The organism is Psychromonas ossibalaenae ATCC BAA-1528 (assembly GCF_000381745.1).
Taxonomy (GTDB): Bacteria; Pseudomonadota; Gammaproteobacteria; order Enterobacterales; family Psychromonadaceae; genus Psychromonas; species Psychromonas ossibalaenae.
In genome coordinates, this window is sequence record NZ_KB907001.1 from 1 (window position 1) to 25983 (window position 25983).

Sequence of the window (25983 nt, forward strand, 5' to 3'; positions counted from 1 at the left end):
TTTTTTGAAATCACATCAACACCCTACCGATGATTCGCAAGCGATTCATCTATCGGAGAAGCTTTGCAAGCAAAGACTTCTTGAATGTCCACACAGATTGTTTGATTAAATTGTTAAAGAGCGTGCCTTTCGGCGAGGTGCGTATAATACGCAACCTTAAAACGATGTCAATGATTAATTTTAACTTTAAAATCAAACATCTTTCGTTATTAGACTTAGTCAGCAGCTTGCGCTTCATCCCGTGTCTGTGGGTGCGCATTATAGAGATTCGAATCTAGTTGGCAACACTTTATTTGCAAATAAAAACTGACTGCTCACTTAATGAGCAAAAATAGTTTTTCTTCATTTATATGCAGGAACTGTTCACTTTGAGCCATCATACATGAAAGTTCACGACATCATGGGTAGTGTTAACAAAAGATAGCCATAATCTAACTATACCCGTTACCAATCAAAATGCATTTATCAGGCGCTAGCTAGGACACCAATACAAGGCGCAGCATGATGGCAATGGCTAGTCCTTATCGAATGCTGCAACGCGGTATTGGTTTTCGAGCTAGCGCCCCACAGAGCAAGCCGTGAGGCAAACACTTTCGTTGTTGTGAAGTTTCGATTTAACCCGTTAGATCTTCACCTTCACGCCTAGAAACTATTCACCTCACGACTTGCTGATTTTTGCATCTTGAATGATAACGGGTATATATCAATGCAGGTAAGAGCTATATCAGTGAAAGGTTAAAGGACTAATAGACCTATTCTTAATTGTAGAGTTTTTTGTCCTTGCCTTGTGGTTCGGCAGCGAGTTCAAGCTGCCTGGGAAATATAAGGCACAATTTAAATCCCCCTTCTTTACAGTTTGTCGCTTCAATTTCTCCTTCTAGCCTTTGAGTTACTAAGTTGTAAGCCAGATGCAGCCCTAACCCCACACTGCCCTGATAACGGTTTGACGTATAAAAAGGTTCAAAGATCCGAGAAACCGGTTCAATATCCACCCCGTAACCGTTGTCAATAAAACAGAGTTTAACTAAGCCGTTATTCAGACGGCAGTCTAATTTTATCTTAGGCTTAAATTCATCGGCAGTCTTTTTTTTAAATGCATGGGCTAATGCATTGCTAAAAAAAACTGATAATACTTTTCTTAATATACCGATATAGGTTTGCACAAAAATCTCATCACCTGTTATTTGTATCTCTATACCTTCATTATCCTGAGAATATAACCATACATTTCCCAGCTGCTGCAGAAAATTTTTCAGTTCAAACTGCGTCACGCCTTCCGGTCCATGCTCAAGGGATAACTCTTTAAACATGCAGACCAGGTCACTGGAGCGACGAATGTTACTGCTGATCAATGCGGCCGCTTTTATCAGGGTTTCAAGCTGCGAGGTGAGTTCACTTTTTGTGAGTGTCTCATTATTAACCATATTAGTTAAGTTTGTCCCCACCCCCTCAACCAGTCCAGTCGCTGTAACACAAATCCCCAGCGGGGTATTCAGCTCGTGGGCAATACCTGCAGTCAGGAGCCCCAAAGAGGCCATCTTTTCACTCTGTACTAAACGGCTTTGGGTCTCAGTTAACGCAGTAAGCGTCGAATTTAATTCTTTATTTGTCTGACTTAATGCCAGGGTTCGCTCGTCGACTTTACGCTCCAGCTGCGTCTGATCGGTGATCACCTTTTTCGATAACTGCTCAAGTACCGCAGATACTTGTAAAAACTCAGAAAAACGTAAACCAGATACGTGATACTGATAATCCCCCTGGGAAAAAGCCTTAACCTGACTGATTAACTTAGCTATCTGCTGCCCCACCAGCCTGGTGATTAGTAACGAAATGAAAGAAACAAACAGTAATATGCTTCCTACAATTAAGCTTAAGCGCCACAGATCTTCAAAAACAATAGCTTTGAGGCCTTCGGAAGGCTCAGTAATACGCAGAATAAAGGTTTTATCCGCCAGTTTAATCGCGACATCCCAGCTCATAATATTGGAGTCAACTTCATTTTCTTTTATTAAACCAGTGCTATAAAGTTTTACATCCTGCTCCAGCAGCAGCAGTCCACCATTGTCCGATCGCCACTTTTCAAATACCTCACCGAAAAACAGATAAGGCTCAAGTGTTACCAGACTTCCCACCACTTTAAATTTTGTGCTTCCGTGCTGAGTTTCCTGAATTAACGGTAATACCATCGCCATCACCCAGCCATTATCGATGGTCGCAGTCAGGTCACTGCCGCTTAAAGCAGAAACCATAGCAGGGTCATTTACATTAAAAATTAACGGCTTAATAATCTGATCTTTTTCAACCTGCTTCAGAAACGACTCCACCCGGCCGGTTACCGACGCCAGCTGAACTAGTTCTGCGACAACGGGATATACCTCTACAGGCCAATGATCACGATCTAAGATATAGCTGGCACTGGCTGTAGGAGAACGGCCGATAAACTTTTTTAGCTGAACACCAGCCTGATAACCAAATACAGCAGAGGTAGGCGTCAGTCTGACATCCGGGATCTGAGACAGACGCTCAAGAGAGTTCAACTGTACCATCAAACGCTGCTCCAGCAGTTCCGACTGCAGCTCGGCTCTATGGCTTAAACTGGCTAATACCTGCTCGCGCGACTGCTGAACCACCTTATCTAACAGCAGATATGTAACAACTACTGTAGGCAGCAGGGCGACTAAAATAATCACCAGCCAAAACAACCTGTAAAGACTGTTGGAGCCTATACGGGATAAAAACATGGCCAGACAATTAGCCGGTTCGGAGTTATTTTTCACTTTGTAGTTTTTGATAATCCCGCTCCGCAAATTTCTGCATATAGTCAACAGCCTCTTCTGCTGAGGAAATACCAGCCATATATCGCTCAAAACCTTTTCTCATCCCTAACCAGGCGCTGGCCATAACAGGGTTTGGAGACATAGGCCTTGCTTGTGCCAGTTGTTTTAATAACATCTTAATATTGTCACTGGCTTCCGCCTCCACATGTTTAAATGAATTCTTATTTACCGGTAAAAAACGCTGTTGTTCAAAAATACGATCTTGAAAACCACTGCTTTGAAAAAACAGCGCTAAGGCAGATAATGATTTTGCCTTAACACCTTCTAACGAGTTATCTGGAAACATCAAACCTAGTGTGGAAAAAAGCGGCCGAAACGGTTTATCCCCAATTGCAGGGATCAGTGTAATTCCTAGATTTTTGCCAAGGGCATGCTCAAAATCAGCCAACGCCCATTCCCCGTTAATAGAATAAGCAAAGCGCTGATCCTGGAAATCTTTTTGTGCACAGTCATAATCACAAGCAAAGGGGATTAAACCAGATTCAGTTAACTCTTTATAAAAAACCAAAGCATCAGCATATGCAGATGAATTGAGAGAAAGTTTGCCGTTGCTGAGGATGGATCCGCCCAAGGTGGCCGCAAAGCCGCTAAACCAGTACATTTCATGATAGTTCCAGCCGATAGGTTCAATCCCCCTGGCTCTTAATTCAGGCGCTTGTTCTTTGAGTTCCTGCCAGTTTTTCGCCGGGTTTTGCACATATTTTTTATTATAAAAAAGCATCAGGTGATTGCCGCTGATCACCGGCACGCCGTAATAATTTTCTTGATAGTGCATCGATTCGACGGCTTCCGGCATCAGGTCAGAACTTAATAATGCTGGAGGCAGTTTAGATAATTTAATAATGGGAGCGATAGACGCAAAATCAGAAGGTGCCAAGATGACATCAGGCAATGAATTATTAAGCGCGCCTTTAATTAGTAACTGTTTTAGATTATCGGTATGTACAAATACCAGGTTAACTTTATAACCCGACTCCAGCTCAAACAGCTTTACCCCTTCTTTAAGCATCGCCTCTGCAGACTCGCGAGCATGCACCATATTGATACTGCCCCTATTATCTTGAGTCTTTACTTCTGCAGCAGCGGCTCCAACAAGAATAAACACGAATAACATTTGATAATGTATTAACTTATAAAGAAAATTTTTCATAACTCCGCCCTAAACATGCTCTTAATAGTAGTCTAGTAGAGCTTTGTTTATTTGATCTTAAAAATCAGCTAAACATTAGAGGTTGTTAAGCTATGATGACATAGACTGCAGCCATTGCCCGCTACCAGTCAAAATACATTTATCAGGTGCTGGCTCTGACACCAGAACAAGGCGTAATACGATGATAACGGGTATACCCAAACTACCTGAAGATGCAGATTCAGAGGCTCGCTCGGATGTCAGATTAAGGCACAACATGAAGCGAATGGTTATTCCCTTTTCAAGTGTTGTAACGCAGAGCTGGCTTTCGAGTGAGCCTCCCGTAGGGCCAGGTGAGAGGCAACCATCTTCGGTGTTATGAAGCATTGATTTAGAATGACTGAACCTTCTACTTCATGCCTTGAATATGGTCACCTCTCAACTGGCTGATTCCTGCATCTTCAAGTAGCTTGGGTATATATATAAATAACACTTATTTTAATCATTCGCCTACCGATGTGAAAACTTCCCCTCTATTATGTTAAACAGTTGTGCATTTTTACCTTGGTTCAATATAAAGATTAAATTTATAGTTTTATAATTAGTACCTAGCCATATGATTTAGGTAACATAGCGCCCTTTCTTTTTTTCAGTTTTATTTTGAGTGGTATTTTATGACATTTTCTTTGGGTCAACGTTGGATCAGTGATGCAGAATCGGAATTAGGATTAGGCACTATTGTCGCTTTAGAAGGGCGTATGTTGACATTATTATTTGCGGCTTCCGGCGAACAGCGCCTTTATTCTATCGAAGAAGCACCGATCACCCGTGTTCGTTTTAATATTGGTGACGAAATACTAAGTCATGAAGAATGGAAATTATTAGTTAGTGAAGTTACGGAAAACGATAACCTAATTACCTACGCAGGTATACGGGTAGATACTGGTGAACCATGCCGGTTAAAAGAAACTTTTTTAAATAACTTCATTAAATTTAATAAACCTCAAGATAAACTTTTTGCCGGTCAGATTGATAAATTTGACCGTTTTATCCTGCGTTATAAAGCCCTTACTCATCAGCATCAGCAGCAGCGCTCCAACCTTCGCGGTTTACTAGGGGCACGTGTAGATCTTATTCCTCACCAGTTTTATATTGCAGAGGAAGTAGGTAAACGTCATGCACCACGTATTTTATTAGCAGATGAAGTTGGTCTTGGTAAAACAATAGAAGCCGGATTAATTATCCACCAGCAGTTAATCACCGGCCGTGCTAAACGCGTATTAATCGTTCTGCCTGAAAACCTGCAGCATCAGTGGTTAGTTGAAATGATGCGCCGCTTTAATCTTCATTTCAGTATTTTCGATGATTCCCGCTGTAATGATGCTTATCTTGATGAAATTAATCCTTTTGAAACTGAACAGTTAGTTTTATGCAGTATTAATCTATTACGTAAAAAACAGCATTTTGAACATGTATTGGAGGCCGACTGGGATCTGCTGATCGTTGATGAAGCGCATCACCTGATTTGGGATAAACAAAAACCAAGCCGGGAATACCAAGTAGTTGAAGCGTTAGCAAATGATATTCCAGGTGTTTTACTGTTAACAGCGACACCGGAGCAGCTGGGCCACGAAAGTCACTTTGCCCGTCTGCGTCTTCTGGATCCGAGCCGTTTCTATGACTACCAGGCGTTTGTTAATGAAGAAGCCGGTTATAAACCCGTCGTTAATGCAGTAAATCAGCTGGTTGATAATCAGAAGCTTTCAGATGAGGCTAAAAACAGTATCACTGAGCTGCTTGGCGAACAAGACGTTCAGCCGTTACTGAGAGTCATTGATGACCAGTCTCTTGATCAAGATGAACGTCAGCAGGCAAAACATGAATTAATCAGTAATCTGTTAGACCGCCACGGCACCGGGCGTTTATTATTTCGTAATACCCGTTCAGCAATTAAAGGTTTCCCTAAACGCTGCTTAAAATCTATTGCCCTGCAGCTGCCTGAGCAGTATAAAACGGCAATCAAAGTTTCTAAGATGCTGCCGTCGGGCACACTTGAAGAACAAGCATTAACAGCGCTGTACCCTGAGCAGACTTACCAGGCATTTGAAGGCACAAGCAGTAATTCCTGGTGCCAGTTTGACCCGCGTATCAGCTGGATCATCGATCTGGCGCTGCAGTTAAAAGATGAGAAAATCTTAATTATTGCCGCTCAGGCAGAAACAGCTTTAGCCATTGAAGAAGCATTACGTACACGTGAAGCTATCAAAGCGGCCGTTTTCCATGAAGGTTTATCACTAATCGAGCGTGATAAAGCAGCCGCTTATTTTGCTCAGGTCGAAGACGGTGCTCAGGTAATGGTCTGTTCTGAAATCGGTTCTGAAGGCCGTAACTTCCAGTTTGCACATCACCTTGTACTATTTGATCTGCCGGTTAACCCGGATCTGTTAGAACAGCGTATCGGTCGACTGGATCGCATCGGTCAGCGTTGTGATATTCAGATTTATACACCGTACTTAAAAGAGACTTCGCAGGAATTTCTGCAGAACTGGTATGAACAGGGCTTAACAGCCTTTACGCAAACCACACCAACTGGGCATACAGTTTATGAATTAGTTAAAGATGATCTGATTAAGCTGCTGGCAACCGGTGAAAACAGTGATGGCGAATTTGATAAATTAATTCAGACAACCCGTACGACTAACCAGGCCCTTAAAACACAGCTTGAACAGGGCCGTGATAAACTGCTGGAAATCAATTCAAGCGGTCTGCTGCATAAAAGTGATCTGCTTGACGATCTCACTGAAATGGATCAATTACCTGACTTTACTCAATTCGCCTTACAGCTGTTTGATGTTGTTGGTGTACAGCAGGAAGATCAGAGTGAACACTGTCTAGTACTCCGTCCGACACAACATATGCTAGCCAGTGATTTCCCGGGATTAAGCGAAGAAGGTGCAACCGTTACCTTTAACCGCCAGACTGCATTAAGCCGTGATGATGTGCATTACTTAAGCTGGGAACACCCGATGATCACCGGCGGCATGGAGATGGTATTAAGTTCAGATACCGGTACAACGTCCGTTTCTCTTCTTAAAAACAATTCGCTGCCGCCCGCGTCAACTTTCCTAGAACTTATTTATGTTGTGGAAGCATTGAATACTGATAACGCCCAGTTAAACCGCTTCCTGCCAACAACGCCGATTCGTTTACTGCTGGATAAAAATGCCAAAGATCTTGGGCAAAACGTGACTTTTGACAGTTTTAACCGTCAGCTGTCACCGGTTAACCGCCATATCAGCCGTAAAATTGCCAATACATCACAAGCCTTGATCCATCAGCTGATTAAAGATTCCCTGCCGACAGCACAATCGTTAATGGCCGATATTTTAACGGAAGCAAAACAAAATATGCAGCAGACACTGCAGCAGGAGCGTGATCGCCTGCAGGCATTACAGGCTGTAAATCCAAATATTCGTGAAGAAGAAATTCAGTTTATTCGCGATCAGCAGGCAAGTTTTGAGCAGATCCTGGATCAGACACAACTGAAACTAGATGCGATAAGATTTATTGTTTCAACTCATACATAAAAAGTAAAATAACGATAACCTATATAAAGAGGAGCCCGCTCCTCTTTGTTATTAACCAAGAAATAGAGCCGACATGCCGAATTTTGTTTACAACCCGCCGCAAACCCCCTACCTGGATATTATTTATCAGGATCAAGATATTGTTGTATTAAATAAACCCTATGGTTTATTAAGTGTACCGGGACGTGAAAAGAAACATTGGGACAGTCTGGCTCTACGCATTTTACGCGTCTGGCCGGATGCATGTGTTGTACATCGATTAGATATGGCGACATCGGGCATTATTATTTTAGCAATGCGTAAATCAGCACAAAGCCATATGGGCCGTCAGTTCCAGCAGAAAGTGATTGATAAAACCTACTATGCACGTGTTGAAGGTATTATTAAACAAGACTCAGGCACAGTTGACTTACCTATCCGCTGCGACTGGGAAAACAGGCCGCGCCAGATTGTCGATTTTGATCAGGGTAAAAGTTCACAAACAGAATGGACAGTGGTTAAACGAGAGAAAATGACGACTTTGGTTTGTTTAAAACCCTTAACCGGACGTACCCATCAATTACGCGTACATATGCAGGCAATCGGCCATCCGATTGTCGGCGATGAATTCTATGCCACGGAATTTGGGAAAAAACTGTCACCGGTACGTTTAGCACTGCATGCAGCCAGCATCACTTTAACTCACCCGAGCAGTGAGAAAAGAATTACTTTTAACTGCCCTCCTCCATTTGCGGATATTTAAAAACAGACTGAATATCAGCAGCTGATAAACCCGGCGACTGATATTTTTACTTTTCTACAGCCTTATCTTAAAACTTCAAAATCTGTACTAATCCTGTAAATTAACAACAAAACACTCTTTATTTTATGTTTTCTTAATAAGAATAAGCTGGATATAGCCTTTTGCTATAACAAGTAAGAGAATTGTTGCAGAAATCGTTAAATTTTAAGGTAAAAACAGTAGCCGAACGCATATTTATTCACTAATATTTACCTCCAATTTTATTGTTGTAAAAAAACAACATATATTGCACGACGCTATCATTACGGCTCACAGAGAAAGTATTTGTTTCTGTGTATTGATATAAATAAAAGATGAAAATGATCCAGATCTATTTTTCCCTTTTTATTGTACGTAAAATCGACCAATCATAATAACAAGCGATCACGGACTTAACTATGCAAATAGGTATACCTAGAGAGATCCAAGAAAATGAAAACCGCGTAGCAGCAACTCCTAAAACAGTTGAGTTACTGATCAAGCAGGGTTTCACTTTTCTTGTAGAAACAAACGCCGGAACAGCCGCAAGCTTTTCTGATCAAGCATACCAGGATTCAGGCGCCGAAATAGGTGCTGATAATTTTCTAGTATGGCAGTCAGACATTATCTTTAAAGTTAATGCGCCTACCGATACTGAAATTGAACAAATGAAAGAAGGGGCAACTCTGGTTAGTTTTATCTGGCCGGCGCAAAACCCTGAATTACTGAAAAAGCTGACAGCGAAAAAAATCAGCGTGATCGCAATGGATTCAGTACCTCGTACCTCGCGTGCACAGGCACTTGATGCGTTAAGCTCGATGGCGAATATCGCCGGTTACCGTGCGGTTATTGAATCAGCTAACCAGTTTGGTCGTTTCTTTACCGGTCAAATTACCGCGGCCGGTAAAGTACCGCCGGCAAAAGTACTGATTATCGGTGCAGGTGTTGCAGGTCTTGCCGCCCTTGGCGCAGCCGGCAGCCTAGGTGCAATCGTACGCGCATTTGATACTCGCCCTGAAGTTAAAGAGCAGGTTGAAAGTATGGGTGCCGAGTTCCTGGTTGTAGACTACCAGGAAGAAGAAGAAGTCAGCTCAGACGGTTATGCAAAAACCATGAGTGCCGGTTATCAGGCTGCACAGGCTGAAATGATGGCTGAGCAGGCGAAAGATGTTGATATCATTATCACAACTGCGCTTATCCCGGGTAAACCAGCACCGCTTCTTATCACTGAAGAGATGATCGCTTCAATGAAAGACGGCAGCGTGATTGTTGATTTAGCAGCACAGGCCGGCGGTAACGCGGCGTTAACTGTTAAAGATGAAATCTTTCAGACTGAGAACGGCGTAAAAATCATTGGTTACACCGATTTGCCAAGCCGTTTACCAACACAGTCAAGTCAACTGTATGCAACAAACTTAGTTAACTTAATGAAACTGCTTTGTAAAAACAAAGACGGTCTAATTGATATCGACTTTGAAGATGAAGTAGTTCGCGGCGCAACCGTTGTCAAAGACGGTGAAATTTCATGGCCGCCGCCGGCAATTAATGTCAGCGCAGCCCCTGCTCCTAAAGCAGCTGAAGTTAAAGAAGCTGCTGTCGTTGAAGAAAAACAACCTAACAAGTGGATTAAACCTGCCTGTGCGGTTGTGGCAGCAGGTCTATTCGGCTGGTTAGCAAGTGTTGCACCGACAGACTTCCTTGCACACTTCACGGTATTTATGCTGGCATGTATCGTAGGTTACGGTGTTGTCTGGAATGTTGCTCATTCTCTACATACTCCGCTTATGAGTGTAACAAACGCAATCAGCGGTATCATCGTTATCGGTGCCCTGCTTCAGGTCGGCAGTGACAGTGCGGTTGTTACTATGTTATCTACGATTGCGATACTGATCGCAACCATCAACATAGTCGGCGGTTTTACCGTGACACACCGTATGTTGAAAATGTTCCAGAAGGATAAATAACCATGTCTCAAGGATTAATTACTGCTGCATACATTATTGCAGCCATCCTGTTCATTGCCAGCCTTAACGGCTTAAGCAGTCAAGAAAGTGCTAAACGTGGTAACTTCTTCGGCATCATAGGCATGATCATTGCGGTTGTCGCAACCATCGCCAGCGCACAGGTTTCCGGCTTAGGTTACATTACTGTAGCAATGGCCGTCGGTGCAGGTATCGGTGTACGTTTAGCATTAAAAGTTGAAATGACTTCAATGCCTGAACTTATCGCAGTTCTGCACAGTTTTGTTGGTCTAGCGGCTGTCTTTATCGGTTTCAACTCATATATTGACCACGGCGCTCTATTCGGCATTGAAAAAACAATTCATGACGTTGAAGTGTTCCTGGGTATCTTTATCGGTGCGGTAACCTTTACCGGTTCAATTGTTGCCTTTGGTAAACTAAGCGGTAAAGTCAACAGCTCTGCATTATCACTGCCGGGAAAAAACTGGATCAATATCGCAGCCCTTACTGCTTCGGCTTTATTGTTAGTCAGCTTTGTCAGCGGTGATTTAGGTTTAACTGCATTGATCATTATGACAGTGATTGCATTAGCATTCGGCTGGCACTTAGTGGCATCAATTGGTGGTGCGGATATGCCGGTTGTTGTTTCAATGCTTAACTCATACTCAGGCTGGGCAGCGGCGGCAACAGGTTTCATGCTTGCAAACGACCTGTTAATCATCACCGGTGCATTAGTAGGCTCTTCAGGTGCGATTCTTTCTTACATAATGTGTAAAGCAATGAACCGTTCATTTATCAGCGTTATTCTAGGCGGCTTTGGTAACGAAGAGTTTGTATCAGAAGGCGACGAAGAGTACGGCGAGCACTTTGAGACCAGCGCACAAGAAGTTGCTGACTCATTAGCGGCGGCTAAAAATGTAATTATCGTACCAGGTTACGGTATGGCGGTTGCACAGGCACAATACCCGGTTGCTGAACTAACTAAGCGTTTACGCGATAAAGGTAAAAATGTCCGTTTTGGTATCCACCCTGTTGCAGGCCGTTTACCAGGTCATATGAACGTATTATTAGCTGAATCTAAGGTGCCTTACGATATCGTATTAGAGATGGATGAAATCAACGATGATTTCCCTGAAACTGATGTAGTATTAGTAATCGGTGCTAACGATACAGTTAACCCGGCGGCCAACGAGCCGGGCACGCCTATCTCAGGCATGCCGGTATTAAGCGTTTGGGAAGCAGAAAAAGTAGTTATCTTTAAACGTTCAATGGGTGCTGGTTATGCCGGTGTACAAAATCCGTTATTCTTTAAAGAAAACTCTGAAATGCTGTTAGGTGATGCAAAAGCTTCAGTGGATGCGATACTTTCTAATCTTTAATGGGTTTTTAAACTAACCCTATTCAAGCCCACTTAATAGTGGGCTTTTTTGTGCCTGAACGATTCTAAACCTTGAATAGGTTATGACTTACGGTTACCCAGAGCTGTATACAGAATATCTTTATTTTGTTAGCATTTCGTTCGCGACTGCACACTCGAAATAACATAAATTAATTGATTAGGATTATTATGATTGTAGAAAATGTGCTTCCTGAATATTACGCAGAAATGCTTGATGTTTGGGAGAACTCAGTCCGAGCAACTCATGATTTCATAACAGAAGAAGATATTGAGTTTTTTAAACCAATTATCATTGAACAAGCTTTTCCTGCTGTTTCTCTGAAATGTGTTAAAAATGAAAATGGCGCAATCACCGGTTTCGTGGGTATCCATGACTCCAAAATTGAAATGCTGTTTATTTCAAACGCATCAAGAGGACGAGGGATAGGTAAAGCACTCTTACAGTATGCCATTGAGCAACTAGGAGCAACGAAAGTTGATGTGAACGAGCAAAACCCACTAGCTGTAAGTTTCTACGAGCATATGGGGTTCAAAATTATTTCTCGCTCAGCACATGATGATATGGGGAAACCATTTCCAATTCTGCACATGACACTTTAAGCCTCGGTTTGTCGTAACCAAATCAGCTAGAAGAAACGCCCAAAGCTAATAACTTTGGGCGTTTCCGTATATTAACTAGTAGAATAATAAATTCATACGAGCATGCTTTTAAATATCCCATAATAAATCAGAGATGTTATTAGCTGATGCGATTTTACAAAACTTGTAATCCGCACTCACTGCAGAAAAAATAAATCAGTGACTAAGCTTATAAATTTGTTATCAACTTGAAGCTGGCTGTTCCGCAGGGTGCTAAATTCTGCCCCGACTGCGGTAAAAAACAATAAGCCGGAAAGTCATTCTGAACTGCCTGGAAGCAGAAATTCAAGCAGTTCATCCTAACTAATTTAATACCCTTTTAATAAATTCAGCCGTCACTTCCACCGCTTTGTGCAGATGCTGCAGATGCTTAAAGCCGCTTTTTACCCGCGGTTTTAAGTCGTGATCACCGTCAGCAAGCCACAACCATTCAATATCAGCCGGCAGGCCGTAACTGCTTACCTCTTCTTTACTCCCCATTACATCCCGTTCACCTTGAATAATTAAAATTTCCTGTTTAATTAACGGGAAATGTTCGGTTCTCAATTTTTCCGGCTTGCCGCTTGGATGAAAGGGGAAACCTAAGCAGGTTATGCCTTTTATATTATGTGCATTGCGGCTGTCACTGCAGAGCTGTGAAGCGACTAAGGTAGCCATGCGCCCGCCCATTGATTTACCGCCGATTACCATAGGTTGATCTATCTGCTCCAGCAGTTCAACAAACTGCGCGATTAACTTAGCCGCCCTTTCCGGCGGGCGGCGGGTGCCGTTATCGATACGCTGCTGCATATACGGGAAATTAAAGCGCGCCACTCTTATCCCCTGCTGAGCAAGCCCTTTGGCAATCATTTCCATAAAATCAGAATCGGCAGGTGCCCCGGCACCATGAGCAAAAACAAATAAAGGTCCGTCAACCGGGCCGTTGTAGATTAGATTCATTGTTATCCAAGAGGTTAAAATTAATATAAAAGTATAATGCTCAGCGAAGTTTAGATGGTCAAGGTTTAAATATTAGAGGTACTGTCAGGAGAGATACAGCTCTTAACTGTAACGATAGAAGGTGTAAAAAATGTGCTTCAGGCTGTAGTATTACGGCCTCTAGTTTACCAAAATCAAAGCACTGATAAATCAATACATTATTATCTCCGATAATTTCCTATTCCTTATAAATAAAAGGCATGCCCTACCCCGTAATTACAGTACGCTGCAGTTATTCTAATAACCGCATTTACCACTCAATTCTATTCAGGAATTTAAAATGGCAGACCCCTTAGAGCTCAACATCGATTCTATTTTAAAACCCTATAACAGTTTCCAGCCGCCTTCCGTCTGCTCAAGAGAATTTGCGAAATGGACTAAAAATCTTCATACAGCCTTTAAAAGCAATAAAATAAAAGCAACACCTTATCTGCAGAGAGGCATTGATATCGTCTACTCTAATCTTGAAGCGATGAAGTACAGACATCATAAAAAGCTAAGTGACAGTTATGGTTATGGCGCATTTGATGTGACTAATGATCCAGTATGGATGGTTTTGCGCAGCCAGATTAGAGTGCATTTCAGCAAAATAATAAGAGAAGTCCGTCCAAGCAGAACGCCGCTGGAAAATATTCGCTTTAAATGTATTAACCGTACCACCTATAATTTTTTACTGCAGCAGATAAAACTCGTTGAATCACTAAAAACGAATATTGTACGAAATGGTGAGTTGGGCCGGATACAACTTGAAGTGATTGATGCACAGCTTGACAGTCTGAAAAGTTTATATGATCAGAAAGAGAGCATGGATAACAATATCTGGCAGATCCTCAACGACCAGCATAAACGCAGTTTATATACAGCCATCTGTCATAAAGGTTTTAAGGCAGGTTATGAAGATCAAGCTTCGGCAAAAGACGGCTCACTGAGTACCGAAAATACGCTGGATCTTTTTGCCGAAGCCAAAATTAAGATAAAACGAACCTGGGACTTTAAGAACATCATCCGCAATGAAGTCAGTATGCAGGCTGGATTTGAAGCACGCGCCCAGGGGAAAATGGGGATGCATGCAAAATTCGGCAGTAATGGCGGTGCAACCGTTACCCAGGGGCGAGCCGGCAAACCGGAAATAGGCATAACAGGCAATGCGGGTGTGAGTCAGACTCTGGCAAAAGAAACCAATTTTTCACAGGCAGAACTGGAAAACCGTAATGGTTTTGCACCGATGCAGCTAGTCCCGGGTATCGATATCGGTGTCAATCTTGAACTGGCGGCAAAATGCGGCTTAGTCGTTGAAGTCAGCCATGAACTGAGTATCGGGCAGTTATTTGCACTGCAGAGCGAAGCATCCTTATTTGTCGGTGCCGAAGTCAAAGCGCAGGTAAACGGTGCATTCAACAGCAGCAATATCCTCGGGGCTGACGAATTTATTGTCGGCAGCATCGGCGGCAGTGCGTTTATCGGCGCTAAAGCCAAGGGCTCTGTAACAGCCGTTTTTAAGGCGCGCAGCATTGATGCTGCCCGCTTCAAAATTGAAGGTGCGGTAAGCGCCGGTGCAGGAATAAACGCTAAGGTTGAAGCCGTTGTCCGCGGCAGCGGCGATCTGAAAGTAAGAATGGTAGCAGGTGTGACCGCTGGTATCGGCACGGATTTTGATACCGAAACTATGGTTAACCCTATGCTCCTTAAAATTCTGCTGTGGGATAAATTAGCCAGCCGTTTAACCAGCAAAGCTTATCAAAAACGTAAAAATGAAAAGTATGACCGCAGTGTCAACAGAGTGGCACTTTGCCGCTGTCAGGATAAAGCGCTCACTTACATGGCCATATTAGATCAAAGCTATCAGCATCTTGCCGAAGAATTATGGCGGATTTCCGTTATCACAGACTTTGCTGAATCTAACATAGAAGGAATGCGCGGCACTCTAGCGAATTTGTTCAGGCCGCCGGAGCTTGAGGCCGCCTACTTAGATTCAACGGATAACAGCGATGATGCACTGACTAATGCACAGGCAGGGGTTGAAAGAGCGGCGGATTCACGCTTTAAAGCAAAACGGGCAGCGAAAAAGAAATCAACTGCCGGCACGAAACTGGGCAGCTTACTGATCTTAGAGCCTCAAGTTTAACCTTCACAAACTCCGCACACACAGCCGCTTTAAGCTAAAGCGGCTAACCTTTACTGTATTTAATATGACGAGTAATGCAAACACCTTGTAACCGACTTGTAAATGCAATGTAAACCAGCAGTATGGACAGATGTCGATCTATTTTGACAATAAAACCAACTCACATACTAGATATTGAAACGAGGATCTATGCCATTTCAACGACCTTTATACATTCCCTTTGCTGGTCCAGCATTATTAGAAACCCCTCTGCTTAATAAAGGCAGTGCCTTTTCTCTTGAAGAAAGGGATCATTTTAATTTAACCGGCCTGCTGCCTCATTATATTGAAAGCATTGAAGAGCAGTCGGCACGGGCTTATCAGCAGCTTAGTGCATTTAAGTCAGATTTGGATAAACATATCTATCTACGCAATATTCAGGATACCAATGAAACATTATTTCATCATCTGATTGAACATCATTTAGAAGAAGTGATGCCGCTGATCTACACACCAACCGTCGGACTCGCCTGTGAGAAGTTCTCTAAAATATACCGTCGTAAAAGAGGTCTGTTTGTTTCTTATCCTGAACGGGACAAAATTGATGACATGCTCCAGAATGCCACCAAACAGAATGTAAAAGTGATTGTGGTCACCGATGGTGAGCGCATCTTAGGACTAGGCGATCAAGGAATCGGCGGTATGGGTATTCCCATCGGCAAACTTGCTTTGTACACAGCCTGCGGGGGGATCAGTCCTGCGTATTGTTTACCGATAGTGCTGGATGTCGGCACCAATAACAGCCAGCTGTTAGCTGACCCTATGTATATGGGCTGGCGTCACCCGCGTATTACCGGCCAGGAATATAACGAATTTGTGGATCTTTTTATTCAGGCAGTCAGACGACGCTGGCCGGAAGTACTGCTGCAGTTTGAAGACTTTGCACAGACCAATGCGACGCCGCTGCTCAATAAGTACCGCAACGAACTGTGCTGCTTTAATGATGATATTCAGGGTACCGCTGCTGTTTCCGTGGGCACACTGATTGCGGCCTGCCAGAATAAGGGCGAAAAACTCAGCGAGCAGCGTATTGCCTTTTTAGGCGGCGGCTCCGCAGGCTGCGGCATTGCAGAACACATAATAAGGCAGATGCAGCGGGAAGGCTTAAGTGAACAACAGGCGCGCCGGCAGGTCTTTATGGTTGACCGCTATGGTCTATTAACCGATCAAATGCCAGATCTGCAGACATTCCAGAAACCACTTGTACAGAAAGTGCAGGATATCGACTCCTGGGATAAAAAACAGACTATGGGTATAGAGCAGGTGGTAATTCAGGGCAAGATCAGCGTATTGATCGGGGTAAGCGGCCAACCGGGGTTATTTACTCAGGAAGTCATTACAGCCTTAAGTAAAAATGTTAATCAGCCGATTGTACTGCCTTTATCTAATCCGACATCTCGTGTTGAAGCAACACCGCAGGAGATAATGAACTGGAGCCAGGGTAAAGCGATAATAGCAACAGGCAGCCCGTTTGCACCTACTCACTATCAGGATCAGCAGTTTGAAGTATCTCAATGCAACAACAGTTATATCTTTCCCGGTATCGGCTTAGGTGTGCTTGCAGTAAGAGCGACCTCGATCAGTGATAATATGCTGATGGCCGCCAGCCAGGCATTAGCCGATGCTTCCATGAGTTATAAAAAAACCAGCGGTGCATTATTACCGCCGTTAAATGAAATCAAGGAAATCAGTAAGTCAATCGCCTTTGCCGTTGCACAGCAGGCCATTACAGACGGCTTAGCTTTACCGATATCGGAACAGGTACTGCAGCGCAGACTGGTTGATAACTTCTGGACACCTAAATATCGTGCTTACCGACGTACTTCTTTTTAGCGCTTCCTGACTAAACAGCCGCTGTTTTTACGTTTTTCCTTACTCAGTTTAAACGTAAAAGCACCGCTTTCTAAAACTCTCCTTTGCTCACTTCTGTTGTTAATCGAATGAAATTTATACTCTTTTTAATAGATTGACACTCAATTCCTGCCCTTAGTGGATTTTTTGCAGTCCGCCCTCTACAATGCGCGACAATTTTTATTCCTATATTTGTAAGTAAAGATCATGACCTTTGATCTTACAGGCAAATATTATCACTTAGATGAATCATGCCATGAATAATTTACAAAAGAGACGTATCCGCCATGCAAAAGGCCCTTTTGCAATGACAGTGGTATACAGCTTTACTGGTGCGGCAATTTTAGCTTCCATTATATTTTCCCTGCTGCTGTTTCTGTCAATAGACGATGATCCATGGATGAAAGTTTTATTCGGTTCTCTGGCGGTAATTTTCGAATTAGGCAAATTTTTTGCCTGGTATGAATTCGGTGAACGTATGGCAAGGCGGCATTTAACAGCAGCCTTTTCTGCATTTACTTTTTATTCCATTTTAGCAGCCATCTCAATCGGCGGCAGTATCGGTGGTATTAACAGTGCAACTAATACCGCACAGCGTCACGTGGATGTACAGCAGAGTAAGGTTAATGCCTTCGACTTACAAATTGCAGCCATTGATAAACAGATTGATTTAAATAATGTGGCGGCTGAGAAATATATTACCTTGAATCGTATTGCAACAGGGGTCGCCCGTATTCAGAAAGAAAATGCAGCACTTCGTCAGCAGCAGGTTGAACTGGCGGTGCAAAGAGATAATTTACCCGTTGCCAGCCAGGGGTCGGTATTCGGACTGATCGGCAGCCTGGCCGACGGCCTTAATACCAGCCCGGTAACAGCGCAGCTGGGACTGGTGATATTTTTATCGGTATTACTGGATCTTTTTGCAGCTTTCTTTGTCGGTTTAATCGGTGAAGAACTGAGATTTATTCGTACTATGGCAGCCCGTAAAAAAGAAAAACAACAGAACACGACAGCAGTTCAGACTGCACCGCAGGCAGCAACAGAGCTCAGTGAAGCGCATAATGAAACAGAGATGCAGGTTTCACGTCCCGATATACTGTTTCAAAAAGCACTGGATGTTCTGCTGACAGGTGATATCCGCTGCACTAAAAAAGCGGTTGCTGATAAACTTGATATCAGCGGTGATGAAGTGAACCATATATTTCTTACCCTGCTGGAAAAAGGCTTTGTCACTCAGAAACCCAACCGCCACTTCACCTGGCAGGGTGAACAGGCCTGATTAACTAGACGGTTTTGTCATTTATCGCACTCGCCTGCTGTTTGTTTCGCACTTTCTGATAAAAGTATGAAACACTCAGCAGTATCGCGCCTATTACCATAAAAGCGATAACCTTCTGGATAATTTCAAAACTGGCCATATCCACAAACAGGACCTTAATACAGGCTAATGCAAACACAATTCCCGCCAATCTGATCATGCCCTGCCGCCCGACTCTCAGGCTGATAAACATTAAAGCGCTGCCGTGTATTACCAGAAGAATGGCACTTAACGGCGCAGCCGCCAGTCGATTCAACTGATAGCTCCACAATAGGTAACTCAAGCCTAATAAAATATGCCAGCCCCAGCGCAGCAGATCCAGCGGCAGACTTTTTCGATGCACACGCACCACAGCACCGCGCTCAAAGATTAATCTTCCGACAATAAACAGTATACTTATTTCACAAAGCACAAATATCAAACTTTCAACAGATAAGCTGAAAGACAGCTGGCTGTGCATCAATACGGGAACGGCGGCAAACACAAACAGCAGCACATAAGCGCAGCTATAACTAGCTCGTAATACCGTAACAGTTGGGCTACTGCGGAGCAGTAAAGCAAAATAAGCACATAATACAGCAGCTGCCACCGCCCAGTTAGACTGCCATAAACTCATTAGACTATGGGTAATAACCGCCGCAACCAGCGCAAAATAATAGGGGGTTAACTGCCACTGCAGGCGCACCACAAGTTGGAAAATCCGGTCTAGATACAGATAACGATACAGCAGAAAGCCCATAAATAAGCCCCCGACAGCTAATGCGGCTAACCCCTGCCACAGTTCAAACAGACAGCTGAGCGCAGTAATAATAATCGCGCTGATGGTCAGGATTTTGGCCTCTAAAATCAAAGCTCTATGCTTAATATATCGAGCCAGCATCAAACTGATAAAAGTGCTTAACCAGAGTGCAATGCTGATATAGTCAGTAAACAGGCGTAATACTTTCGGCAGGAACAATAAAGGAACGGCCAGTAAACACAGCAGCTGCAGGCGGTAAGCTAATTTAATAATCTTTGAGTCTGCAAAATAGCGTCTATACCAGTAATAAGTCAGTAACAAACAGACAAATAGTTCCACTCGGGCTAACTGTGCATAAAGCGGCTGATGCGTAAAACTGTAGCTTCCGGAATCCATAATACCCAGCACCGTTAAGGCCAGCAGCGGTAAAAACAGCAGCCAGGCCGTTATTTCTGTCAGTTTGAGCTTATCTTTGGCTGCTAAGTAAAGCAGCAGCAGGCTAATTAACGGGCTGATATTGACAAAATACTGATCATTAAGCAGATAGGCACTAAACAATAAACAAGTAGCATAACTCAGGCTAAGCAGCTCTTTAATCACAATCCAGATTTTCCCTTCAAGCGCTGTAAACAACAGTTGGTCAGACTCAAAAAGCAGCTTTCTCATCAAGGCGGCACTGGTATATAGTGCCGCCGCTGTCATAGATAAAATGATTAAACTAAAAGCATAGGAGTCAAAATCATTGATATTGAAGAGGCTGAAACTAACGGTTTCACTTAAAGCAGCAATATTCACCAGTAGACCGGTGGCCAGCAGCAGATAGGCCTCTGAACGTGCCGTCAGATAAGAGTCTTTAGCACCTAACCACAGCAGCAGCGTCCCTTCCAGCAGTAACACTAAACCTAAGAAGTCGCGACTGACCAGCTGCAGGGCGGCAAAACCAGCAAAGCTGGCGGCAAACACCAGCAGAATGGGACGCAGCTGTTTATACCTGCGGAAAAACAGATATCCAGCACTGCTAAATAAGCTGTTAGCTAAAAATATTTCACCACTGAATACACTTAACTGAGTGATTGTCAGCAGCACAAAGGCCAGTAAAGCAAAAGGCAGGAGCCCTACCACTTTATTATAAGAACCTGATTTTTCAGACAGTTGCTTGCTTTTATTAAAAGCAAGGATGGCCGTCAAAGCGTAAACATAAAACAAGACGTTTACCGAAAACAGTGCTGCCAGCACCTGCCAGTCCACCGACGCAAAGGGCCGGCCGAGATAAAGCATAAACAGTTCAATGCAGGCGATATGTACTAAGGCGGTTACTTCCATTAATGCCGGCCAGTTAAGCATACGGCTCTGCACCACAGCACAGCAGCCGATCAGCAGCAGGTAAGGCAGGTAAAGCAGCGGTGCCTGACTGTCGAAAAGCAGCATAATTGGAGCAAGGGAACCACCAAGCAGGGCAACAACCGCAATCACCCGGGTTTCAAGTTTCATGGAAATAACAAACCCGGCAGAGGTGATCAGCAGCAGTAAAAGAAAACTCATACTGCTCGGAATCAGTTCAAAATAGGGGCCGATAAAGTAAGTGCACAAATAATTAAGAATCAGCCCAAGACCAACCAGTCCCGAAGAAAAATCTTCCATACCGGGACGTTTTTTACGGATAAAGACAGCAAGAAGTAAAACTGCATTTGCGGCGGTAAATCCTAGTAATGCCTTTGCCAGTTCAGAAAACCAGTTATTGATCGAATACTGCAGCAGGTAGGCAAAACCAACGGTCAGGGTAATAATTCCGACAACCGTCATCAGAAAAACCGGCCCTAAACCACGTTGTTGATAATGTTTGTAAAAAGAGTGGATTTGAGCACTAACAGCACTAAAAGGTCCGAATAACGCACCGCCAAATTCGCTTAAGCGGCCCAGTAGACCTGACTGGCCAAGCTGAATAACGGCTTCACGAGTAATTTCCCCCCTCAGCTCCGGCTGCGTCTTGTCGTTATTCTGCTCCCGGATACTTTCTTCACTGTTGAAAAAAATATCTGCGGTGATTTTTTCGATACCCGGCCGCAGTGTTTCATTTTTATCAGCCTGAAAAGCTGCATGACCATTTTTTATAGCCAGCTGCACAGTCTTTCTTGACTGCTTTGTCGAAGAAGGCGGCATGCTGCTGTCTGACAACAAACTTAACTGCTCTAGGCGAAGGCTTAAATCATCAAAACGCTTATTTATATTCTGCTGTTGTTTATCCTGCGAAGTCCGAAGCAAATCGAGCTCGGCTCTAAGATGTAATAGTTCATCCTTTAACTGCATAACCTCATCCCGAATCATAACTATCTATTTTTACTGAGAAGAGTGTAGTTGCCTATTGTTTCTAGAGCTAGGGATATTATATTTGGCGGCATTGTTTTGAGATAAGAAGCTTATGGTAGAAGTGCTAAAAATTTTTTAGCCAGGAAGAAAGACCACTATAGAGATAAGCGGGCATCCCCTGGTAATAAGGGAATGCCCGGTTTTATTATTAACTTGCGAACTGCTCTTGATGCCAGTGATTAAAACGCGGCATTAACATCATCAGCAGCAGACCTAGCGATAAACCGCCCATCAGCACAATAACTGCGTAAGGTGCACTTAATCCAGTCTGCTGGATCAGTCCGGCAAGCAGGGCTGCACCGCTCATCTGAATACAACCAAGCATTGCTGAAGCTGTACCAGCTCGTTCACCGAATGCTGACAGCGCCATGCTGGTAGCCGGTCCAAGCAATAATGCAAAACCAATACACAGCAGCATCATAGGCAGCATAAAGCTGAATGCAGCTGCTAGACCTGCATCAGGCCCCCACTGCTGCGCAATAAACTGCAGTGCAGCTGAAGCTAACAGGGTCAATAAGGCAAGAATAACCGTCGGGCGGTTGCCGAAGCGCTTAATCACCATAGGTGCACAGAAGCAGGCGACAATATTAACCGCTGCATTCAGCCCGAATAATGCACTGAAGCCTAATTCAGAAACACCCAGGTGCCTTATCAGCCAGTCAGGCGCATAGGATACGTAAGTCAAAATAGACGCCATACCTACCATGCAGGTCAAAGCATAAAACATAAAGTGCGTTTCACGCAGTACAGGCTTAAAACGTTCCCAATGATATAGCCGCCCGCTGGTATCGGTATTTTCCGGGCGTGTTTCAGGCAGCTTGTATAAAACAATCAGCAGTACCAGTATTGCAAACAGGGCCATAAATATAAAAGTTGAACGCCAGCCGAACTGCAGCGCAAGCAGCCCGCCTAAGGTTGGAGCTAACGCAGGGATCACACAGATAACACCGTTCAGATAACTGTAATAATGCGCACTCTGCTGACTGTTAAAACTGTCACGTACCGCACTAAATACCACGATAGAAGTTGCACAAGCTGCAATTCCCTGCAGTACCCGGGCAATCTGCAGCCATTCAAACTGCACCGCCGCAGCACCGACTAAACTGCTCAGTCCGTAAAGTAGAATACCGGCAATAGCGATCGGACGACGCCCGAAACGATCCGCCAGCGGACCGATCAGAATCTGCCCTATGCCCATAGCAAATAAAAACAATACTAAAGTAGACTGCACTTCGCCGGCAGAAACATTAAATTCTGTCGCCATAACCGGCATAGAAGGTAAATAAATATCGATAGCCAAGGGGCTTAAAACCACCATAGTCATCAGTACTGGTAATATATTTTTGCGCATTGTATTCCTCTGTAATTTTCTTTAAATAACACAGTGACAGCCTGTCAGGCTATGCAGCGCAGTTTAGCCGGGTTATGATATGAATCATAATGGTATAATGTCCAAACCTAATTTCCTTTAAGGAATATCTATGAATATTGATAAACTAGCCCGCATTGATCTTAACTTATTAGTCATCCTACAGATACTTCTTGAAGAAGAGAGTGTTACCCGGGCGGCCAGCCGCCTGCACCTTAGCCAGTCTGCACTGAGTAAAAGTCTTAACCGGCTGCGGGATACCTTAGATGATCCGCTTTTTTTACGCAGTGCTCACGGCCTGAAACCCACCACCCACGCGCTACAGTTAAAATCGCAGCTGCCGGGTATTCTGCAGGGGCTTTATCAGGTTACCCTGCCGCCTGGTTTTACTCCCTCCAGCAGCCATCGCCAGTTTTCTTTCGCTATGGTCGAAAGTGCTTACGATACCCTGCTGCCTTATTATATCGGCCCGCTTCTGCGTCAGGCACCTAATATTACGCTGAACTCTTACGGCTGGACAGAGAAATCAATGCAGGGGCTGCAGCAAGGGCAGATTGATCTGGGGATTACCGCCCGGGATCTGCATCCAACATCTGACTTTAGACTGAATAACCTGCCCGACGGCATCACCCAGACCACATTGTTTACCGACAAACAGATTTGTCTAGTACGTCAGAATCACCCGATTCTAGAGGTATTAAAAACAGAGCCCTGGGATCTGGATAAATATCTGCACATGTCACATGTACAGATACGCTGTGAAGGCAATGACTGGTGGGCATTAGATTATCATCTCGCAGAATCCGGCAGACATCGTCAGATCAGTACCACCCTGCCGGATTTTTACGGTGCAGTCAGCGCCTGTGCACACAGCGATCTGATTGTTACCCTGCCGTCCAGTTTTGTAGCACATGCGCAGAGACTTTATCCGTTAGTACAGCTGCCTTTGCCAATAGAGTTTTCACCGCTTGCTTATGTTCTGTTATGGCACAAACGTAATAATGACGAACCCGGGCATAAATGGCTGCGGGAAACTATTTGTGAAACTGCGGCGCAGGCAATGCAGCAGGAGGCTGGGCAGCAGCATAAATTTTAATGACAATAAGACAGACAGCCCCTCTCTAAAGCAAAAGCCGACTATTCAGGCCGCCTGGCGATAAAAATCTGTCAGGCGGGTGGTTCACTAAGTGATAAACAACAACTCACTTAACTCATTGATTGTCAACCAAGTACACAATTAAAACAAGCACAGGCCCCTGCCGCCGGTGCTTTTTCACTTTTTTTCACTTTTTTTCACTATATTTCATGCCGGTAAAATCCAGCTCTCGGTTAGCATAATCTGCACCATAATAATGCTGGAGATAAAATGAAAAACGATGCTAATGAGCAGAGAGCGCAGTATGCCAAGTTTTTATACCGCGCAACTTTTGGTCCGAAAAAAGGCGAAATCGACAATTTACAGAAAATAGGAATTGAAACCTGGTTTGAGCAGCAGACAGCGGCCCCGCCTTCTTATCATCTGCCTAAAGCGCAGGAGTTCGCGGCCCTAAGTGATGAATCGGTGAATGACAATATGCGCACCGGAGCGTGGTGGCAGAGAACGATACAGGCAGATGACCAGCTTAGACAAAGAATGGCTTATACGTTAAGTCAGATATTTGTTGTATCAAAACACGGCGTAGGCAACCGCCATGCTGAGCTGGCTAATTATTACGATATTCTAGTCAAACACGCCTTTGGTAATTTCCGGGATCTGCTGGAAGAGATCACTTTAAGCTCAGTAATGGGCAAATACCTGACGCTGGAAGGCAGTCAAAAAACAAATACTGATAAAAACACTTTTCCAGATGAGAACTTTGCCCGGGAAATTATGCAGCTGTTCAGTTTAGGGTTATGGGAACTGCAGCCGAACGGCTGGCCGAAACTAGATGCACAGGGTAATAAGATTCCGACTTATTCTCAAAATGATGTCGAAGAGCTGGCCAGAGCCTTCACCGGCTGGCGCAGCAATGATCTTTTTGCTCCTATGTATGCTGATAACGGGCGCCACGACAACGAAGCAAAAGAGATACTCGGCACCTCTTTCCCTGCCGGCCAAAGTGCTGAACAAGACATGCAGCAGGCATTGGATCTGCTCTTTAATCACGATAATACCCCGGCATTTATTGCCACTTTGTTAATCAAACGTTTTGTTACCAGTAACCCGCGCAGACAGTATATTCTGCGTGTGGCGGATGTATTTAGAAGCAATGCAGACGGTATTAGAGGAGACCTGCAGGCGGTACTGACCGCAGTACTGACCGACAGCGATGTGCTCAACGGTTTTGCCGAATCCGGTGATCTGCAGAGAAAAAACACCTTCGGACGGGTACATGAGCCGATTATTGCAGTCGCCAATCTGGCTAGAGCATTTGCTATGGAGTCATCGGGTCCGCGCTGGTGGGACTATCAGTATACCGAGGCTCACTTAGGACAGTCTCCGTTAACCTCCCCGAGTGTATTTAATTTTTATACGCCGGACTTTACTCCCCAGGGAGAACTGGCAGAGAATAACCTGACTTCACCGGAATTTTATATACTGACAGCAGATAATATGCGCCGTATTCACAATCGTTTATGGGCAAATATTTATGCGGCATGGGCTCAACCTAACGAAAAAAGCTGGATCTGGGATGCGGCTGAATTTGAAGCACTGCAGGCATTTCCCGAGCAGTATATAGCATTGATTAACGAGCGCTTATTCGGCGGTTTAATATCACAAGGATTAGCGGAATATCTCAACTATATGCTTACTGTTGAACTGCAGGGCGCATATGCTCATCTCAGGGTAAGAAACACCCTGTATGTCGCTGTAACGTCACCTGAATTTTTCAGTCCGGAGTAAT

At 44.0% G+C, this 25983-nt stretch carries 15 protein-coding genes; 10 read left to right on the top strand and 5 right to left on the bottom strand.

All coding sequences use genetic code 11. The annotated features are described in order from the left end of the window. Positions 1–758: 758 nt before the first annotated feature. Together G327_RS0115810 and G327_RS0115815 are read right to left on the bottom strand one after the other, a co-directional pair. Positions 759–2777 (bottom strand): sensor histidine kinase, encoded by a 2019-nt coding sequence (locus G327_RS0115810; RefSeq protein ID WP_019615773.1) that lies wholly within the window; start codon positions 2775–2777, stop codon positions 759–761. Then, positions 2767–3987, bottom strand: a complete 1221-nt coding sequence (locus G327_RS0115815) for a sugar ABC transporter substrate-binding protein (protein ID WP_019615774.1) — start codon at positions 3985–3987, stop codon at positions 2767–2769. Before G327_RS0115815 ends, G327_RS0115810 begins: the two co-directional genes overlap by 11 nt. 653 nt (positions 3988–4640) lie before the next feature. On the opposite strand from G327_RS0115815, the gene rapA reads away from it, so the two are divergent. From rapA to G327_RS0115845, 5 genes are all read left to right on the top strand, one after another. Further along, entirely contained in the window at positions 4641–7553 is a 2913-nt protein-coding gene (gene rapA, locus G327_RS0115825; RefSeq protein WP_019615776.1) for an RNA polymerase-associated protein RapA, read from the top strand. A gap of 73 nt (positions 7554–7626) precedes the next feature. Continuing rightward, complete coding sequence (locus tag G327_RS0115830) at positions 7627–8295, top strand: RluA family pseudouridine synthase (RefSeq protein ID WP_019615777.1); 669 nt, start codon at positions 7627–7629, stop codon at positions 8293–8295. 437 nt (positions 8296–8732) lie between these two features. Continuing rightward, the gene (locus G327_RS0115835; RefSeq protein ID WP_019615778.1) at positions 8733–10277 is read left to right on the top strand and encodes a Re/Si-specific NAD(P)(+) transhydrogenase subunit alpha; all 1545 of its coding nucleotides are present in this window, start codon (positions 8733–8735) and stop codon (positions 10275–10277) included. A gap of 2 nt (positions 10278–10279) precedes the next feature. After that, the gene (pntB, locus tag G327_RS0115840; protein WP_019615779.1) at positions 10280–11653 is read left to right on the top strand and encodes a Re/Si-specific NAD(P)(+) transhydrogenase subunit beta; all 1374 of its coding nucleotides are present in this window, start codon (positions 10280–10282) and stop codon (positions 11651–11653) included. Between the two features lie 188 nt (positions 11654–11841). Beyond that, the gene (locus G327_RS0115845; protein ID WP_019615780.1) at positions 11842–12273 is read left to right on the top strand and encodes a GNAT family N-acetyltransferase; all 432 of its coding nucleotides are present in this window, start codon (positions 11842–11844) and stop codon (positions 12271–12273) included. A gap of 342 nt (positions 12274–12615) precedes the next feature. Here the strand turns inward: G327_RS0115845 and G327_RS0115850 are convergent, their stop codons facing one another. Next, positions 12616–13251 (bottom strand): alpha/beta fold hydrolase, encoded by a 636-nt coding sequence (locus G327_RS0115850; RefSeq protein ID WP_019615781.1) that lies wholly within the window; start codon positions 13249–13251, stop codon positions 12616–12618. A 319-nt stretch (positions 13252–13570) separates the two neighbouring features. Between G327_RS0115850 and G327_RS0115855 the strand changes: the two genes are divergently transcribed. From G327_RS0115855 to G327_RS0115865, 3 genes are all read left to right on the top strand, one after another. After that, entirely contained in the window at positions 13571–15415 is a 1845-nt protein-coding gene (locus G327_RS0115855; RefSeq protein ID WP_019615782.1) for a hypothetical protein, read from the top strand. Between the two features lie 189 nt (positions 15416–15604). Beyond that, positions 15605–17287, top strand: a complete 1683-nt coding sequence (locus G327_RS0115860; protein WP_019615783.1) for an NAD-dependent malic enzyme — start codon at positions 15605–15607, stop codon at positions 17285–17287. Between the two features lie 274 nt (positions 17288–17561). Further along, on the top strand, positions 17562–18584 hold the full coding sequence (locus tag G327_RS0115865; protein ID WP_019615784.1) for a hypothetical protein: 1023 nt from the start codon (positions 17562–17564) through the stop codon (positions 18582–18584). 4 nt (positions 18585–18588) lie between these two features. On the opposite strand, the gene G327_RS0115870 is transcribed toward G327_RS0115865, so the two are convergent. Both G327_RS0115870 and G327_RS0115875 read right to left on the bottom strand, forming a co-directional pair. Continuing rightward, on the bottom strand, positions 18589–21669 hold the full coding sequence (locus G327_RS0115870; RefSeq protein WP_026339396.1) for a DUF2339 domain-containing protein: 3081 nt from the start codon (positions 21667–21669) through the stop codon (positions 18589–18591). A 208-nt stretch (positions 21670–21877) separates the two neighbouring features. Further along, positions 21878–23080, bottom strand: a complete 1203-nt coding sequence (locus tag G327_RS0115875) for a multidrug effflux MFS transporter (protein WP_019615786.1) — start codon at positions 23078–23080, stop codon at positions 21878–21880. Between the two features lie 130 nt (positions 23081–23210). Here G327_RS0115875 and G327_RS0115880 point away from each other — a divergent pair, with 130 nt between their 5' ends. Together G327_RS0115880 and G327_RS0115885 are read left to right on the top strand one after the other, a co-directional pair. Further along, on the top strand, positions 23211–24194 hold the full coding sequence (locus G327_RS0115880; RefSeq protein WP_019615787.1) for a LysR substrate-binding domain-containing protein: 984 nt from the start codon (positions 23211–23213) through the stop codon (positions 24192–24194). A gap of 270 nt (positions 24195–24464) precedes the next feature. Further along, positions 24465–25982 carry a DUF1800 domain-containing protein gene (locus tag G327_RS0115885; RefSeq protein WP_019615788.1) on the top strand — a complete coding sequence of 506 codons (1518 nt, stop codon included), beginning with the start codon at positions 24465–24467 and terminating at the stop codon, positions 25980–25982. The last annotated feature ends 1 nt before the right edge of the window (position 25983 follow it).

Excerpts from the sequence above, each read along its gene's own strand:
- G327_RS0115815 (WP_019615774.1), bottom strand. The coding sequence starts at position 3,987 with ATGAAAAATTTTCTTTATAAGTTAATACATTATCAAATGTTATTCGTG.
- rapA (WP_019615776.1), top strand. The coding sequence starts at position 4,641 with ATGACATTTTCTTTGGGTCAACGTTGGATCAGTGATGCAGAATCGGAA.
- G327_RS0115830 (WP_019615777.1), top strand. The coding sequence starts at position 7,627 with ATGCCGAATTTTGTTTACAACCCGCCGCAAACCCCCTACCTGGATATT.
- G327_RS0115835 (WP_019615778.1), top strand. The coding sequence starts at position 8,733 with ATGCAAATAGGTATACCTAGAGAGATCCAAGAAAATGAAAACCGCGTA.
- pntB (WP_019615779.1), top strand. The coding sequence starts at position 10,280 with ATGTCTCAAGGATTAATTACTGCTGCATACATTATTGCAGCCATCCTG.
- G327_RS0115845 (WP_019615780.1), top strand. The coding sequence starts at position 11,842 with ATGATTGTAGAAAATGTGCTTCCTGAATATTACGCAGAAATGCTTGAT.
- G327_RS0115850 (WP_019615781.1), bottom strand. The coding sequence starts at position 13,251 with ATGAATCTAATCTACAACGGCCCGGTTGACGGACCTTTATTTGTTTTT.
- G327_RS0115855 (WP_019615782.1), top strand. The coding sequence starts at position 13,571 with ATGGCAGACCCCTTAGAGCTCAACATCGATTCTATTTTAAAACCCTAT.
- G327_RS0115860 (WP_019615783.1), top strand. The coding sequence starts at position 15,605 with ATGCCATTTCAACGACCTTTATACATTCCCTTTGCTGGTCCAGCATTA.
- G327_RS0115865 (WP_019615784.1), top strand. The coding sequence starts at position 17,562 with ATGAATAATTTACAAAAGAGACGTATCCGCCATGCAAAAGGCCCTTTT.
- G327_RS0115870 (WP_026339396.1), bottom strand. The coding sequence starts at position 21,669 with ATGCAGTTAAAGGATGAACTATTACATCTTAGAGCCGAGCTCGATTTG.
- G327_RS0115875 (WP_019615786.1), bottom strand. The coding sequence starts at position 23,080 with ATGCGCAAAAATATATTACCAGTACTGATGACTATGGTGGTTTTAAGC.
- G327_RS0115880 (WP_019615787.1), top strand. The coding sequence starts at position 23,211 with ATGAATATTGATAAACTAGCCCGCATTGATCTTAACTTATTAGTCATC.
- G327_RS0115885 (WP_019615788.1), top strand. The coding sequence starts at position 24,465 with ATGAAAAACGATGCTAATGAGCAGAGAGCGCAGTATGCCAAGTTTTTA.